Raw genomic sequence first — 15854 nt, 5'->3', positions numbered from 1 at the left:
CATAGGCTGTCTCTGCAATGTGCAGATGGAGCGATTTTGCCAATTGAGCGACACAGACTGTGACGAAGCAAGTCGTCTTTAAGAAGTTTCTCGAACTTTCCAAAGGGAGTTAGTCTTATGCCAATCGGTGGAATTCTTCGCTCAGTCATGAACCCAATCAGCATTGCCCAGATCGCCATGGGTCCGGGTGGTTGGGCCGCCCTCGCCATGCGCACCATTGGCTCGCAAGTCGCAATGAATGCGATCCAGCAGTTCGGCCAACAAATGGGCCTGCCGCAGCCGATGATCGACATGGCCCAAGCTGCCTTTGCACAGAACGCAGGGCTTGATCAGCTGTTCGAGCAGAACCTGCAGCAAGCAGCTTCTGGTCTCGGCATTCGGCAGTTCGACAACTTCATAGGACGTCTGACCGGACGTGAGTCGGCAGGTTTCCAGAACCTTCGTGAAACAATTGATTTCTTTGCCGAGCAAGGCGGCCTCTCGCCATCTCAACAAGGCGAATTGATGAGCGCAACGGACAGTCTTCGCGAAACAATGGAAAGCTTTATGCGCAGCAACGCCCAGCGTGATGAAGAAGGCGAGATTTCTGGCGGAAACGGCGGCGGCTTCCTTGCTCGCATGGCCCGCGCTCTCGGCAAGCTCCTCGACGACAAGATCAACCGCATGGTCGAAGTCAGCGAACAAATTGGCAATCAGGGCAATTCCAACACCTCGCAACTGGGTGAACTCAATGGTGAATTGCAGAAGCTGAACCAGGAGATCAGCATCATCTCCAACGCTCTCAACACGTCACTAAAAGCAGTCGGCGAATCCCAAACAACGCTGGCACGCAAGCAGTAATCGCAAAACTCAAGACTCAAGTAATGGAGGTGGTATGGTTGCCACCTCCATTTTTGTATCAGGAGCTGATTATGATCCGGTATGTTTTTGGTATTCTGGCACTTCTTGCACTGCCTTCGGCGTTGATAGCGCAAAACATGGGAGGTGCGGTCGGTTTCAACAACGTGACCAATTCGATCTGCGGCGGCACATGCCAAACGATCAATCAAGGAAGTGACAGTTTCGTCAGTGCCGAAAGCATCAATGCGCTGATCGCCGGGCCGCAAAAGGCCGCGCCGCCGGCTAGTTTTAATTCCTCTTACAATTATTCGCGTCAGCGCACGCAGCAAAATCTCCAGCGTTTCATCGAAAGAACTCCACCCGAAGCGGGCCGCGCCGACCTTCAACGAATGATTGCGGCGCAGCCCACCCTGTTTGACGATTTGCGCGCAGCGATCAGCTCATACGGGCTCGACACTCACGATGTAGCAGACGCCTACACTCTTTGGTGGGTCAACGCTTGGCTTGTGGCGAACAAACGCGATGAAGATCCCGACAAGAGTACAGTAGCAATGGTCAGACAGCAGGCACGCAATGCCTTTGCTGCAACACCCGCATTTGCCAATACAAGTGATGCAGAACGCCAGGAATACGCCGAAGCCCTTCTTTTGCAGGCGACGATGCTGAGCTCAGCGTTTGAGCAATTCAAGAATGACCCAAACCTGCTGGATCAGCTTGCCAGTGCTGCAAACAAAGGCGCCAAATCCAGCGGCATGGATTTGTCCAAGATGACCCTAACAGCCAATGGCTTCGCCCCGCGCGAGGGCGCAGATGCGTCGAGCGTTGTTGAAGGATCTGACGAAGACGCGGTACGCAATGCCCGCTTCGATGGGGCGCAGGAGGGCACTTCAAATCTGGGGCTTGCCCTTGCCGCAGGAGCAGGAGCAGGATTGGGCGTGGTCATGCTAGGCGGCTCGGTGTTATTAAGACATCGAGGATGAGGTCCTGCGGCACCACGCCTTCCAATCACTGAAGCAAGGCCCGCATGGCCCGGTAGATTGTGCCTGAACTCATCAGAAGTTGTACTGCGTTGAAAACTGCACGCGCTGCAGGTTTCCGCTGCGTCCGTCCTCGAGAGTGCGTTCCGCATACATCAGTTCGACACCGATATTGATTGGACCCACCGGGCTCCAGATAAGGTTCACAAAGCCATTCCAGCTTTCATCGGTCACCTGGTTCGTCGTGAGTTGGACTGGATTGTCCGCTTTGAAATAAGCTCCGGCGATATTGGAGCGCAGTTTGTCAGACCATACGTGGCGATAGGCTGCAAATCCTGAATAAGTGAAAATCGGATCGAGCGACCCATCCATGTTGATGGCGGCGTCGTTCACGATGTTGAGACCGATATAGCGGCCCAGACCATCGCCTGCGGTTGCCATAAAGCGGAAGTCGTCCCGCTCCCCGACCTTGAGTTTGCCTGACAGGCTAAGGCCATAACCCCAAGCCGAGTCATCGACACCCATCAGGTCGTCTGTTGAGACATGCAGCTGTCGTACGATGCCGGCGGCAGTGAAGTTGCCCCAATCGCCCGACCAATTGTAACGGCCAACCACATCGGGCAGTTGATCATCGCCTGCGATTACACGGCTGCCATCCTGAGCGGTGATAACCGTTTCGGGTTGTTCCACCGCGATTTGCAGGCCGCCATTGGTGTAGCGAACGAGCGGCTGGCGGTCGAACACAGTGCCAGGCGTGACGCCAATAAAATCAAGTGTGTCGGGCAATGCGCCAACATTCTGAAATGTCGACCAACCCTGACCAAAGGTCCAGTTATCATAGCTTATCAGAGCCTGCCTGATACGCGGGGTAAAGCTGTTTGAAATCCGCTCATTTCCGCCTTCTGTGACGTTGAAGTCGAGTTCGATGAGGCCAGTCAATTTGTGATCGGTGCCCACATCGGTTTCAGTCTTGAACAAGAACCTGGTCTGGCGCGCGGAAAAATCTGTATCGAAACCACTGGCTTCGCCCCCAACGGGGATGGCCACCGGGATGAGGAAATCTCGTAGGATCGAATTGCCCGGCAATTGCCCACCACTGGTACGCTGACTGATCGCGTCGAATTTCACATAGCCATCATAGGTAATGCGGGTTTTGCCAACGCTGAAACCGTCGCCATTATCGACTCCCGGATCGACCAGCTTGGCGGACATTTCGGCCTGCCTGGTCTCGAGAGCGCGCGTAGCTTCAAGCGCGGCCTCGGCCTGTTGACGCATTGCCTCGTTCTCTGCCGCTTGAGCAGCGTTCTGCTGCTCGGCTTCGCCTGCTTGCGCATCAAGGCGTTCGATGAGTCCCTCGACCAGAGCTTCCAGCCGATCCAGCCTCTCATCCACCGATGCATCTTGTGCCAATGCAGGGCTGGCAGTCAAACAAGTAGCGCTTAACAAAACGCAGCGCAGCGATCCCCGTAGAGCCATAGTTCTCATGAATGTACTCCCCTCACTTTTCGTGACGGGCATTTGTGTCGACGACCTGCAATTCTCGCTAGTTAGAGGATGGTCGTAAGACCTTTGTCTGAGACCATTCCCCAGCCAAGCTTTGTATAGTGCGGCTGCACAAAGGGAGAATCGCCATGATCGAAGCTGTCGTCCGTCCCGAAGCCGCTCACACGACGCACTGCGTAGCAGAGCAGTACGAAGAGCTCTATAAGCGTTCGGTGGAAACGCCTGACGAGTTTTGGCTCGAGCAAGCTCAGCGATTGTCCTGGTTCAAAGCGCCAACGAAGGGTGGCGAATGGTCTTTCGATCCAGTCGAGATAAAATGGTTTGCCGACGGCACTCTCAACCTATGCTATAATGCGGTTGATCGCCACGTAGAGGCTGGACGCGGGGACACGACCGCGTTGATTTTTGAACCCGATGATCCGGCAAGCCCCGGCCGAACGCTCACCTATGCCGAGCTGCACACAGAAGTGATCCGCATGACAAACGCCCTCAAAACGATGGGCGTAAAAAGAGGTGATCGCGTTACGATCTACATGCCGATGATTATCGAAGGCGTGCTGGCAATGCTGGCTTGTGCGAGGCTTGGTGCCATTCACTCAGTGGTGTTTGGTGGTTTCTCTCCAGAGGCACTTGCCGGACGGATCGAGGATTGCGGCAGCCGCTTTGTGGTGACCGCCGATGAAGGCCTGCGCGGAACCAAACGTGTGCCACTTAAAGCAAACGTCGATGCTGCGATTGCAGAACCCGACCATGATACTCCGCTCGATGGCATCCTTGTCGTCAAGCACACAGGTTCAGAGATAGCGATGACAGATGGGCGCGATCACTGGTTTGACGATCTTGCCAGCGACGCCGATTGCCCGTGCGAAGAGATGGCAGCAGAAGACCCGCTTTTCATCCTTTACACGTCTGGCTCAACAGGAAAGCCAAAGGGCGTGCTTCACACAACCGGTGGCTATGGTGTCTGGACGACGACCACATTCAATTACATCTTCGACTATCAACCTGGCGAAGTATTCTGGTGCACCGCCGATATCGGCTGGGTCACCGGGCACAGCTACATCGTCTATAGCCCGCTCATCAACGGAGCGACCGGCGTCGTGTTTGAAGGTGTGCCCAATTACCCGGACCACGGACGGTTCTGGGATGTTGTTGAAAAGCACAAGGTCAATATCCTCTACACAGCCCCCACTGCGATCCGCGCACTGATGCGCGAGGGGGATGATTTCGTGACGAGCCGGGATCGCTCGTCACTGCGCCTGCTTGGGTCGGTCGGAGAACCGATTAATCCTGAGGCATGGCGCTGGTATTTCGAAGTTGTCGGCGAAAAGCGTTGCCCGATTGTCGACACATGGTGGCAGACCGAAACGGGCGGCTGCATGATCACGACGCTTCCAGGAGCCCATGACATGAAGCCGGGAAGCGCGGGTCTTCCATTCTTTGGAGTTCAACCGCAGCTTGTCGACAATGATGGCGACGTGCTGGAAGGGGCCACGGAAGGCAATCTGTGCATCACCGCAAGTTGGCCCGGGCAAGCGCGCAGCGTCTATGGCGATCATGGGCGTTTTGAGCAAACCTATTTCAGCACTTATCGCGACAAGTATTTCACTGGCGATGGATGCAAGCGCGATGAGGATGGGTATTACTGGATCACCGGCCGCGTCGACGACGTCATCAACGTCTCGGGCCACCGCATGGGGACGGCCGAGGTTGAAAGCGCGCTCGTGCTGCATTCGAAAGTCGCTGAAAGCGCTGTTGTGGGATATCCGCATGATATCAAGGGCCAAGGCATCTATTGCTATGTCACCCTGAATGCGGGTGAAGAAGGCTCCGATGAGCTGCATAAGGAGTTGCGCGCCTGGGTCAGACAGGAAATCGGTCCGATCGCAACACCCGATCACATCCAGTTTACCGATGGCCTACCCAAGACACGCTCTGGCAAGATCATGCGGCGTATTCTGCGCAAGGTTGCGGAAAACGATTATGGATCGCTTGGGGATACATCGACCCTTGCTGACCCATCTTTGGTTGATCGTTTGATCGAAGGGCGCCAAAACCGCTGAGGGATATGACGCAACGCATCATCATTGCAGACGACCACCCGCTCTTCCGCACGGCGCTGAGCCATGCTGTTGGGCGGGTCTGGCCCGAGGCTGAGATTGCTGAGGCGCGATCGGCCGCAGAAGCCCGCGTCGCGCTGGAACAGGGTGATGCTGAAGCGCTTCTGCTCGATCTGCATATGGAGGATTCGAACGGGCTCTCTGTCCTTATGGACTTGCGCCAGGATTTCCCCTCTCTGCCCATTGCCATCGTATCAGCAAGCGAGGAACCTCGCGTCTTTGCTGCCGCAAGCCAATTGGGCGCGGCGGCATTCATTCCAAAGTCTTCCAGTCTCGATGAAATGCGAGCCGCGCTTGCTGCCGTGCAGGAGGGCGATACTTGGTTCCCCGCCAGCGAAACCAGCGATGATGAAGACTTGTCGCGCATGGCAAGTCTTACTCCGGCACAAAGGCGCATCCTAGCAGCTATCCGACAAGGACTGCTGAACAAGCAAATCGCCTATGACCTCGACATTAGCGAAGCGACAGTCAAAGCGCATATTACAGCGATTTTCAGAAAGCTTGGAGTCAACAACAGGACGCAGGCCGTCCTTGTCGCAGCAAAGCTTGATGTGGATCAGCCGGTTGCCGATTCTGTCTCAGGCTGAACGCGCTTCGCCAGGCAATTGGCAATAAGCGCTCGTAAAGCAGCGGGTGATGACGGCTTGAGCAAGCGACTGGCGGAAATGCTTTTTGCTGCCTGCTCGGTTTCGTCTGACCCCTCCGCTGTAAGCAGGATTGCCGGTGGGCGAGCATTCCAATAATCACCCAAAGCTTCGAATACGCTATCGCCGCGTTCATCGCCATCCAGACGGTAATCCATGATCACAATATCCGGCATTTTGGGACACAACGCTTTCGCTTCGGTGCATGATCCGGCGCAAGTCACATCGGAGCCCCATTTCTTCAGAAGCGCAGATGTCGCTGCGAGCGCAGCAGGATCATTGTCAACCACGAGAATGTGCGCGTCAAAACTCGCACTGCGTTCCTGAGCAATCGGAACACCCTTCTTCCACTCGGCTCGGCGAAGGACCGGCATGGAAAGCGCAAATCTTGTGCCGATGCCGAGCTTGGAATCTGTCTCGATGTGTACGCCAATTAAGCGAGCGCTGCGTCGCACTATTGCAAGACCTAACCCCAATCCTTCGCGATCGGTAGAAGAACCGCGGTTGAACTCATCAAAAATTGCTTCACGATCTTTTGCTTCGATCCCGCGCCCAGTATCCTGCACACACAGCAACACATCATCGCCATTTCGCCGCACGCCGAGCAAGACCCCGCCTTTGTTTGTGTAACGAATGGCATTGCTCACAAGGTTTCGCAGGATGCTCGTGAGCAGTCCGCGATCACTTTCCACCCAGACGCTGGTATGCACGCGTTTGAGAATTAGGCCTTTCGCCTCCGCTTGGACTGCGAAATCGCGCACCACTTCGTCAAACACCTGATCGACGGCGATTGGTTCCATTACGGGTTCGATCCCGCCGCTATCAAGCTTCGAAATATCGAGCAACGCTCGGATCAGACGGTCTGCTGAAATGATCGATCCATCAAGATCGCGCACCAGCCTTTCTAACGCCCTTTGGCCAGCCACTTCCTCTCCCAACGCAGATGCAAACAGGCGAGCGGCGTTAAGCGGCTGAATCAGGTCATGGCTGGCGGCTGCAAGGAAGCGGGTCTTGGACCTTGTAGCCTTCTCCAGCGCCTCATTGGCCTCGCTAAGCTGTGCGGTGCGTTCGGCCACTTTTTCTTCCAGTGCCTGCTCTGCGCGGCGATCCTCAGTGATGTCCGTGTACGAGGTGGCATACCCTCCGCCAGGTGTTGGAGAGCCGATAATGCGCATTATCCGGCCGTCATACTGCTCGCTCTCGATCCGGTGCTGACGGCCCGCCCGCATGTGGCCTAGACGGCGTTCGACGTGATCCTCAATTTCGTATTCGGGCAGATTTGTGCGTTCCAAATTGAAGCGAATGAGCTGCGCGATAGGAGTGCCAACCGTTACGAGTTCATCGGGAAGGTCGAACATTTTCTGATAGCGGCTGTTCCACGCCACTAGGTGCATGTCGGCGTCAACAAGCGCGACGCCCTGATCAATGTTCTCGATCGCAATTTGCAATAGCTCTCCGCTGAATGAGAGGCGCTTGTTCGTTTCATCGAACATTGCCACGACTTCTGGCAGCGGGATTGGATCTCCGCCGGACCAAGACCCAACGAGCATGCGGGCTGATGATGCGCCGATTACGCCAGAAATAGTCCGCTCTGCCATGTCAGTAACAGCGGCATCGGCGGGATGATTGTCGCGGTAGTCTCCGGGCATTGCTGCAATCGCCCTGTCCGCACGCTCTCGTCCCACGAACTGGGTTAGCAGCAAGCGGATATCAGCGACACGTTTGTTGGTAGCGAAACGCGGCTTTGTGCCCGGGCTGGGTGTGCCCACAAATGCAGCCGCTTGCGCTGCATCTACGAGCGAGGGCGCAGTCAGCAAAGAGATGGTCCAAAACACAAGCGCGTTGGCTCCAAGACTCACAATGACACCGGAAACCAAAGCATCTGAATGGACCGCAAAAACGGGAGGATTGCCCAGGGCGGCCGGAACGATCAGCAGGCCGAGCCAGAGTGCAAATCCAACCACAAGGCCCGATATCATCCCTGCTTTATTGCCCGTCTCGCTTATCATTCCCAGCACTAGGCCTGGCGCAAATTGCGCGACCGCCGCAAAAGCAAGCGTGCCGAGCCCAGCCAACGTCCCAAGCGTGCCAAAACCGAGATAGAACAGGTAGGCAAATCCGAGCAGAGCTCCGATAACAATCCGGCGCAAGACCAAAAGTTTGCCTGCGATTGCTGTGCGATCGCCCGTACCTCTGAGGGCAGAACGAAAGGCAACTGGCGCAATCAAGTCGTTGGTTATCATCGTCGACAGGGAGACCGAGGCGATTACGATCATGCCCACCGAAGCAGAAAATCCGCCGATAAAGACTAGCAATGCCAGCGTCGGACTGTTCGCTGCCAATGGTAGAGCGAGAACGATCATATCGGCATTCGTCCCGGCTGGCAGGGCTGTAAGACCAGCAAGAACAATCGGGACAATGATGATAGAAATGATCACCAGATAGATCGGAAAGGTCCACCGCATGGCGCTATCTGGACGGTCCCTGTCAGCTTCAACAAATGTCATGTGAAATTGGCGCGGCAGGCATAAGGCAGCGCATGCCGCGATAAGCGTAAGCGTCATGAAACGAGCATCGATCTGGCTCGGAGAGAAGACTTCACTGACCGGTACGATCGGTCCAGATTCTTGAACCAGAACAAAGAGGGCCAAGGCGGCGACAGCAACCAGAGCGAGCAGTTTCACCAGAGACTCGACCGCGATAGTCAGGACCAATCCAGAATTCTCACCTTCTTTGTCCGCACGCCCCGCCCCAAAAAGGATCGCAAACAGCGCCATCGCAACAGAAACGAAAAACACCAACTCATCAGCTGCTACCTGATTGGAAAGATCTGGGCTCAAGGTAAGGATCGAGTTGCCAAGTGATCGAAGTTGCAACGCCATGTAGGGAAGCGAGCCTATCGTTGCGATCACAGTAACCGAAGCAGCAACGAGTGCACTCTTGCCATACCTTGCGGAAAGGAAGTCAGCGATAGAAGTTGAATGCTGCGCTTTGGATTGCGCCAAGATCTTGCGCACAAGGCCAAAGCCAATTGTGAACACCAGGAATGGTCCAAGATAGATCGGGAGAAAATCCAGGCCCGCAGTCGCGGCGGTTCCCACTCCGCCGAAAAACGTCCAGCTGGTGCAGTATACTGTTAGACCCAGCCCGTAGACGAGGCCCGAATTGCGCGTCAGCCAACGACCGACGCGCCCCTCGCCATCGGAATGGTCGACAGCGCGGTCACGCCATGCGGCGAGCCAGAACAATCCGGCGAGATAGACTGTTGCAGCAGCGATCGCTGCGCCAAACAACATGATCCCAAGTCCTCTCCCATCAGGAGAGTGACTTGTAACGTAAGGAAACGCAAGCCAAACCCGCGCTTCCCCTACGTCAAATTAAAAAGGGCGGCGCTCATATGAGCACCGCCCTTTCTGTGGAAGCGTCCCCTTGGGAGAGGTGGCGGGGACGCTGGAGGTTGCGACCCTAGTGCGCGTGGGCCTCACCCGCACCGCGTGGCACGCGAATGGAGTCCACAAGCTTGCGGATCTCTTGCGGAGTTTTTGCGGTCATGCTGGCAACCGCAATCGCCACACCAAAGTTGATCAGCATACCGATCACTCCAATGCCTTCCGGCGAGATACCAAACAGCCAGTTGTCCGCCACGTTCGCAGCTGGATTCACCAGCTTGAAATAAAGGATGTAGCTGAAGGTGAAGACCAAGCCAGAGACCATGCCTGCAATTGCGCCCTCCTTGTTCATCGACTTGAAGAAGATGCCCATGAAGATTGCCGGGAACAGGCTGGATGCAGCCAGACCAAAGGCGAAGGCTACAACTTGAGCGACCCATCCTGGAGGATAGATGCCGAGATAGCCCGCGACACAGATCGCTGCAGTTGCTGCAAGCCGTGCGGCCAGAAGCTCACCCTTGGCCGAAATGTTCGGCGCAAACGTGCTCTTCAAGAGGTCATGGCTGACAGAACTCGATATCACCAGCAGGAGACCAGCCGCCGTTGAAAGCGCTGCTGCAAGACCGCCCGCCGCCATCAAGGCCACGACCCAACCCGGTAGGTCAGCGATTTCCGGATTGGCAAGGACAAGCGTATCGCGATCTACATAGACCTCGTTCTCGCTTTCCATGTTTGGTGCGTTGGCCACGATCCGCTCACCTGAAGGACCGGTTTCTCCGGTAAACTCAGGTTTGCCTTCGAAAGCGGCACCCGGGCGATATTGCATCACGCCATCGCCGTTCTTGTCCTGCCAGGCATAGAGGTCCGCATCTTCCCAGTTGGTGAAGAACGGCTCGACTTCGGAATAGGCTACCCCGTCAACTTTGTTGATGAGGTTGTACATTCCGAAGGCGCCAATTGCAGGAGCGGTGGTGTAGAGCAAAGCGATGAAGATCAGCGCCCAGCCTGCCGATTTGCGTGCATCCGATGCCTTGGGCACCGTGAAGAAACGCACGATCACGTGCGGCAGACCGGCCGTACCAACCATCAGAGCCATGGTGATGCAGAACATGTCGATCATCGACTTGCTACCAGCTGTGTATTGGTTGAAACCAAGTTCCACGAGGACGTTATCCAGCCGTTCAAGCATATACATGCCTGATCCGTCCTGCACCACAGAACCAAGACCAATCTGCGGAAGAGGCGTTCCTGTCAGCATGAAGCTGATGAAGAAAGCCGGCACCATGTAAGCGGTGATCAACACGCAGTATTGCGCCACTTGGGTGTAAGTAATCCCCTTCATCCCGCCCAGAACAGCGTAGATGAAGACAATACCCATACCGATGATCACACCCCAGAAGATCGAGACATCGAGGAATTGTGAGAACACAATCCCAACACCACGCATCTGGCCTGCGATATAGGTGAAGCTGATGAAGATCAGACAGATCACCGCTACCACACGCGCAGCTTTCGAATAATACCGTGTCCCGATGAAATCAGGCACAGTGAATTGTCCGAATTTCCGCAAGTATGGTGCGAGTAGCAATGCAAGCATCACATATCCGCCAGTCCAGCCCATCAGGTAGACAGACGCGTCATAACCCATGAAGGCAATAAGGCCTGCCATGGACAAGAAGCTGGCTGCACTCATCCAATCGGCAGCCGTTGCCATTCCGTTGACGACGGGATTCACGCCGCCGCCGGCGACATAGAACTCTTTCGTAGACCCTGCGCGGCTCCAGATGGCGATGCCAATATAGAGCGCGAAGCTGGCGCCTACGAAGAGATAGATTAAGGTTTGTGTTTCCATGATCCCCCCCCTTAATCGTCGAGATCGTATTTGCGTTCGATCTGCTTCATACGAACAACGTAGAAGAAGATGAGCGCGATGAAGATGTAGATCGAGCCTTGCTGCGCGAACCAGAAGCCGAGCGGATATCCGCCCAAATTGAACTGATCGAGGAAATCGCGGAACAAGATGCCTGCACCAAATGAACAGGCGAACCAGATCACCATGAGTGAAACGAGAAGCCTTATGTTTTCGCGCCAATAGGCGTTCTCCGAAGCACTTGTTTCGCTAGTCTCAACAGTGGATTGCTCACTATGGGGCTCAGCGGGGAAATCTTGTGCCTCGCCCGAGCCTTCATCGAAATCGCCGGGATCGGCAGTTGTACCTGGATCGTCCATTGTTTTCCCCTTCCTTCTCCTTCGGTCGCGTAGAGAATCCGCGAACCTTCCCCTGCAGGCTACGTGGCCGAGGCAAGTGTGAGGAGAGCGACTTTAGTCTTAGGGTGAAAGGGAGCGGCTCGATCAGGCGGCTTCGACCTCTGCGAGAGTAGAGTTGGCTGGCATTCGGCTGATTTGGGCCTGAAACAACTCGGCCGCTGCGATGGCATCGGTCAATGCGTCGTGAGCGCTGTAATCAGGCAAACCGTAACGCTCGCGGCTTGGGCCAAGCCGGTATGCCTCGCTGCCCACGAGATTGGGGTGAATTTGTCGCTCAAGCCTTAGCGTGCAGATACAGCGAACCGGAAGACTTACACCAAACACGGCCTTGGCGGCGCGCTGCAGTGCGTGCTGCTCGATACCCGCTGCATGGGCGATCATGATCCGCCCCGAGAGCGAGTTGATAAGGGCTTCGATTACATTCGAAATCTTGTCGCCTCGGGCCGCGCGTTGTTCACCGATGCCATGAATGGTGACTGCCTTTGCATTAAGCTCTGCATCGCTTCTGATATCGAACGATTGTGCCCTGCACAGCGCGATATTGCGCCCTTCGAATGGCAACCAGCCCGCCTGAAGGAGATGCGCGTCTTTGCTTAAGCCATCCAATTCGAAATCGAGCGCCAGATACGGTGCTTCATCGAGCCGCGTGCTGCGATCGGGCCAATCGGCATTGCCAAACGATTTAAGCGTCGGATTTGCATGATGCTTGAGTGGACGCAGCGCGCGCTCAAACCGCCAATTGGCGAACATATCACGCGATCCCGCCAGCCAAATTGCGCCGCAACGCATCAAGGCTTTCACGCACAACAGAAAAGGCGTCTTTCAAGTAATCGCGCTCAAGCGGGGACAGGTCCGCAGGGGCAATACGATTGTTCGGTTTCTCTCCCCTGGTTGACTGGCGCGCCTGGTGCGCAACGCGCATTTCGTTGACGAGGATCATCGCGTCCTCAAGGCTTTGCGCGTCATCCTTGTTGATCTTACCACAGTCGGCAAGTGCATGCAGTCGGTCAATCGTTCCGACCTCTTTCAGCCCCGCAGCCAGCGCATTGGTGCGCGCAATGTCGACGATCGGCATGATCGCCTGACGCTTTGCATCGAACACTTTTTGCCCGTCTTCTGATTTCTCGAGAACCAAGTTCTTGAATATCCCGAGCGGCACTTTGTTGCGCTGTGCATCTCTCGCAAGATAGCTGATGAAAAGCGGGTTTTCGGAGCATTGGCTAACGGTGGCATTGTGCAGCTCGCGCACAAGAACTTCATCGCCGTGGATATGCCTCATGTCGAAGAATATAGTCGCGCGTAGGATCCGATCCTCGGTGGGTCGCGAAATCCAGTCGTCATAGCGTTCCCGCCATCCAGATAGCGTCAATCTCTGTTCGGCATTCTTCGCCATGATGCCGCCTTTGCAAAAGACAAAGCCGCATTCATCGAGGAGATGGGAAACACGCTCTCCCAACCGCTCAAAATAGCTGAGATCAGCCTCGTTCGCGCCGTCAGCGATCACAAAGCCGTTATCCTGGTCAGAGCCGATCAATTGCTCCTCGCGCGCTAGCGAACCGAAGACAACGAAGGCATATTCGCAAGGCGGCTCGCCAACTGCCTTTTCCGCCAATTGGGCTGCCTTGCGATGAACCGCTTCCCCAAGGGCCGAAGTGAATCGCATCGCCTGGGCCGCATGCATTCCTGAATTGACCATCGCGGTAAAACTCTCGGGAATGAGACTGGCAGCTTCGACCAGTTCAGCTTCAGTCCGCGCTTTTGCGATCATCATACCCGTGTCGATTGCGTTATTGCCGATTGCCGAAAGTATATCGGTCGCACTCAAGATTCCTGCTAGTGTGCCATCGCCATTGGTAAGCGGAATATGCCGAAATCCGCCGCTTGCCATCAAAGCCATGGCCTCTGCAGCGTTTGCAGTGGTGGAAAGTGTCTTGGGTGAGGCCGTCATAACCGATGTTATCGGCTCGCTCAGCAAATGCGATTTCGCCACCACTCGGTTGCGCAAATCCTTGTCGGTGAAAATGCCACGCAAGTCACCGCCTTCGCAAACGGCAAGTGTGCTCACATCATGTTCATTCATGGTCATGACGGCATCGGAAATACTCGCAGAAGGCGGACAGGAAATTGGGTCGGAGCGACCAATCAAGTCGCCAACCTCTTGCCGGTCCAACTGGAAGCCAGAAGACTCTCTGCGCGCCTTCAATGCATGGCGGATGCGCTCGGTTTCATCTCTTGCAAAGAACGCCTTGAAGCCTTCATTCTCTTTTCGAAGCGTGTGAAAATGCTCTGCGCCAATGGCGTAAAGCAAGGTGTCTTCCATTGCGCACGTGGTGTTGCGCACTTCCCCGCCACGCAACAATGACGGATAGGCAAAAGCGGTGCCCGCACCCAGCCGGGCCGTTAGTTCATTGCCTGCCAATCGCAGCTCTACCGAACCCGATCGTACAAGAAATAGGTACTCATTTTTGGTGCCAGCGCGGATGATCTCTTCGCCCGCCCTGACATATCGGATTTCCACATGCCGCGAGAGTTTTGCACGTTGCTCATCGCTCAGCGTCTCAAATGCGGTCGTGCCTTTGAGAAACTTGGCAACTTCGGCGATTTCCATGCTCATTGCCCACAAAATAGACTACTTCGCCCACGGCCGCCATTGCCCATTCGTCTTAGATGCACTGGGTAATCCTAGGTGTTGGCAAGCCGCTCGATCACAGCGAGCCCTAAATAGCGGAGCTGAAACGCCGCTTTGTGCTCGTACGATAGGGATCGAACAGGCTCGCAACTACTCGTGCGTAGGGCAATCCATCATCTGTGATGGTGAGTGTCATGCCCTCTAGCCTTGCCAGATCGCGCGCAAGAAACGGCTCGAGCCGATCCTTTTGCTGGGCGAGCAGACACGGTGTCAATTTGACCGAATGGCGACACAGCAGGTCCTCGATCACTCCGCCCAACATCTGATCCTTGGCCGAACGGACAATGCCTTCCTGTGCGCAGAGCAATCCTTGCGATGAAAGCATTCGGTAGCGGCCCGAATTCTTTTCGTTTTGAGCGATCAGCTCGGGAAAGACATTGATGGCAGATGCGCCCAGCCCCAGCATTGTAGGCGCGGGATCATCGGTGAAGCCCTGAAAGTTGCGGTGCAGCCGTCCCTCACGCGCCGCCATCGCCAGCGGATCAAAAGGCAAAGCGAAATGATCAAACCCAACCGCTTGATAGCCTTGCGAAGTGAGATATTCGAAGCCAAGCTGTGCCATGGCAAATCGCTCGTCACGGCTAGGCAATGCACTTGCATCGATCACTTTCTGACGCGGGATCACTTGCGGCACGTGCGCATAACCGAACAATGCAATCCGATCCGCACCCAGCAACCGTGTGTATTCGAGCGTATCGAACAAATCTTCATCTGTTTGGCCGGGCAGTCCATACATGAGATCGAAGTTGAGCGAGGTCACGCCCGCCCCGCGCACCCAATCGATTGTCCGGCAGATCAAGCCATCGCTTTGCTCCCGGCCGATCGCGCGCTGGCAATGCGAGGCGAAAGTTTGAACCCCCAAGCTTGCGCGTGTGATCCCAGCCTCGCCAATCGCCTCAGCCCATTCGCTCGACATCGTGCGTGGATCGAGCTCGATCGACCATTCTGTATCAGTAAGCAAAAAGTTGCGGTCGATCGCATCTATCAAGTCAATGAACTCATCTGGCAGAATTGCGTTCGGACTACCACCGCCAAAAGCAACACGGCGTACGCTAGCGACACGGGGAAGAAGGTTCGCGACTGTTTCAAGCTGGTTGTGAAGCGCTGCAAGGTAGCTTTCGACGCGTTGGCGACGCCCGCTCGCAGCCGTATTGCACCCACAGTAAAAGCAGATTTTTTCACAAAACGGGATATGAACATATACCGAAACGTCGCCCGTCGTCTTCTCAATTTGCTGCTGCAGCGCTCCCGGTGCGATCGCTCCAAAATCGGCCGCCGTCGGATAGCTGGTATAGCGCGGGACAGGGGTTTCGAGCAGGTCGGGATAATAGGGCCACATTTAGATCGCTCCATTTTCGCTAGGCTGACAGACCGCCCTTTTCCGGGGAGGAAGGAAGGGGGTCTGCCTGCAGCACGCTATGGAT

General features: G+C 55.6%; 11 protein-coding genes. 4 read left to right on the top strand and 7 right to left on the bottom strand.

The window, feature by feature from the left end; all coding sequences use genetic code 11:
- Positions 1-117 precede the first annotated feature (117 nt).
- On the top strand, positions 118-840 hold the full coding sequence (locus AUC45_RS13075) for a hypothetical protein (RefSeq protein WP_067603308.1): 723 nt from the start codon (positions 118-120) through the stop codon (positions 838-840).
- A gap of 71 nt (positions 841-911) precedes the next feature.
- On the top strand, positions 912-1820 hold the full coding sequence (locus tag AUC45_RS13070; protein WP_156423852.1) for a DUF6683 family protein: 909 nt from the start codon (positions 912-914) through the stop codon (positions 1818-1820).
- 72 nt (positions 1821-1892) lie between these two features.
- On the opposite strand, the gene AUC45_RS13065 is transcribed toward AUC45_RS13070, so the two are convergent.
- On the bottom strand, positions 1893-3245 hold the full coding sequence (locus AUC45_RS13065; protein ID WP_233998764.1) for a DcaP family trimeric outer membrane transporter: 1353 nt from the start codon (positions 3243-3245) through the stop codon (positions 1893-1895).
- A gap of 203 nt (positions 3246-3448) precedes the next feature.
- On the opposite strand from AUC45_RS13065, the gene acs reads away from it, so the two are divergent.
- Together acs and AUC45_RS13055 are read left to right on the top strand one after the other, a co-directional pair.
- Positions 3449-5383, top strand: a complete 1935-nt coding sequence (acs, locus tag AUC45_RS13060) for an acetate--CoA ligase (RefSeq protein WP_067603306.1) — start codon at positions 3449-3451, stop codon at positions 5381-5383.
- 5 nt (positions 5384-5388) lie between these two features.
- Positions 5389-6027 (top strand): response regulator transcription factor, encoded by a 639-nt coding sequence (locus AUC45_RS13055; protein WP_067603305.1) that lies wholly within the window; start codon positions 5389-5391, stop codon positions 6025-6027.
- Here the strand turns inward: AUC45_RS13055 and AUC45_RS13050 are convergent.
- From AUC45_RS13050 to hemN, 6 genes are all read right to left on the bottom strand, one after another.
- Complete coding sequence (locus tag AUC45_RS13050) at positions 5997-9380, bottom strand: PAS-domain containing protein (RefSeq protein ID WP_067603303.1); 3384 nt, start codon at positions 9378-9380, stop codon at positions 5997-5999. The two genes, AUC45_RS13055 and AUC45_RS13050, sit on opposite strands and share 31 nt — an antisense overlap.
- A 169-nt stretch (positions 9381-9549) precedes the next feature.
- The gene (locus AUC45_RS13045) at positions 9550-11325 is read right to left on the bottom strand and encodes a sodium:solute symporter family protein (RefSeq protein ID WP_067603301.1); all 1776 of its coding nucleotides are present in this window, start codon (positions 11323-11325) and stop codon (positions 9550-9552) included.
- Between the two features lie 11 nt (positions 11326-11336).
- The gene (locus AUC45_RS15625; RefSeq protein WP_082701127.1) at positions 11337-11702 is read right to left on the bottom strand and encodes a DUF4212 domain-containing protein; all 366 of its coding nucleotides are present in this window, start codon (positions 11700-11702) and stop codon (positions 11337-11339) included.
- A gap of 123 nt (positions 11703-11825) precedes the next feature.
- The gene (locus AUC45_RS13035; RefSeq protein WP_197409570.1) at positions 11826-12491 is read right to left on the bottom strand and encodes an exonuclease domain-containing protein; all 666 of its coding nucleotides are present in this window, start codon (positions 12489-12491) and stop codon (positions 11826-11828) included.
- Between the two features lies 1 nt (position 12492).
- Complete coding sequence (locus AUC45_RS13030) at positions 12493-14349, bottom strand: DUF294 nucleotidyltransferase-like domain-containing protein (RefSeq protein ID WP_197409569.1); 1857 nt, start codon at positions 14347-14349, stop codon at positions 12493-12495.
- A 109-nt stretch (positions 14350-14458) separates the two neighbouring features.
- Complete coding sequence (hemN, locus tag AUC45_RS13025; protein ID WP_067603295.1) at positions 14459-15769, bottom strand: oxygen-independent coproporphyrinogen III oxidase; 1311 nt, start codon at positions 15767-15769, stop codon at positions 14459-14461.
- Positions 15770-15854: the final 85 nt, after the last annotated feature.

Source organism: Erythrobacter sp. YT30 (genome assembly GCF_001542875.1).
In the GTDB taxonomy this organism is placed as follows: Bacteria; Pseudomonadota; Alphaproteobacteria; order Sphingomonadales; family Sphingomonadaceae; genus Erythrobacter.
The sequence above is the reverse complement of the archived record's forward strand: the minus strand, read 5'-3'. Positions and strand labels throughout refer to the sequence as shown.

Bases quoted from the DNA above. Each gene is read 5' to 3' on its own strand.
- AUC45_RS13030 (WP_197409569.1), bottom strand. From the start codon at position 14,349: ATGGAAATCGCCGAAGTTGCCAAGTTTCTCAAAGGCACGACCGCATTT.
- AUC45_RS13070 (WP_156423852.1), top strand. From the start codon at position 912: ATGATCCGGTATGTTTTTGGTATTCTGGCACTTCTTGCACTGCCTTCG.
- AUC45_RS13050 (WP_067603303.1), bottom strand. From the start codon at position 9,380: ATGTTGTTTGGCGCAGCGATCGCTGCTGCAACAGTCTATCTCGCCGGA.
- AUC45_RS13035 (WP_197409570.1), bottom strand. From the start codon at position 12,491: ATGTTCGCCAATTGGCGGTTTGAGCGCGCGCTGCGTCCACTCAAGCAT.
- AUC45_RS15625 (WP_082701127.1), bottom strand. From the start codon at position 11,702: ATGGACGATCCAGGTACAACTGCCGATCCCGGCGATTTCGATGAAGGC.
- hemN (WP_067603295.1), bottom strand. From the start codon at position 15,769: ATGTGGCCCTATTATCCCGACCTGCTCGAAACCCCTGTCCCGCGCTAT.
- AUC45_RS13075 (WP_067603308.1), top strand. From the start codon at position 118: ATGCCAATCGGTGGAATTCTTCGCTCAGTCATGAACCCAATCAGCATT.
- AUC45_RS13045 (WP_067603301.1), bottom strand. From the start codon at position 11,325: ATGGAAACACAAACCTTAATCTATCTCTTCGTAGGCGCCAGCTTCGCG.
- AUC45_RS13055 (WP_067603305.1), top strand. From the start codon at position 5,389: ATGACGCAACGCATCATCATTGCAGACGACCACCCGCTCTTCCGCACG.
- acs (WP_067603306.1), top strand. From the start codon at position 3,449: ATGATCGAAGCTGTCGTCCGTCCCGAAGCCGCTCACACGACGCACTGC.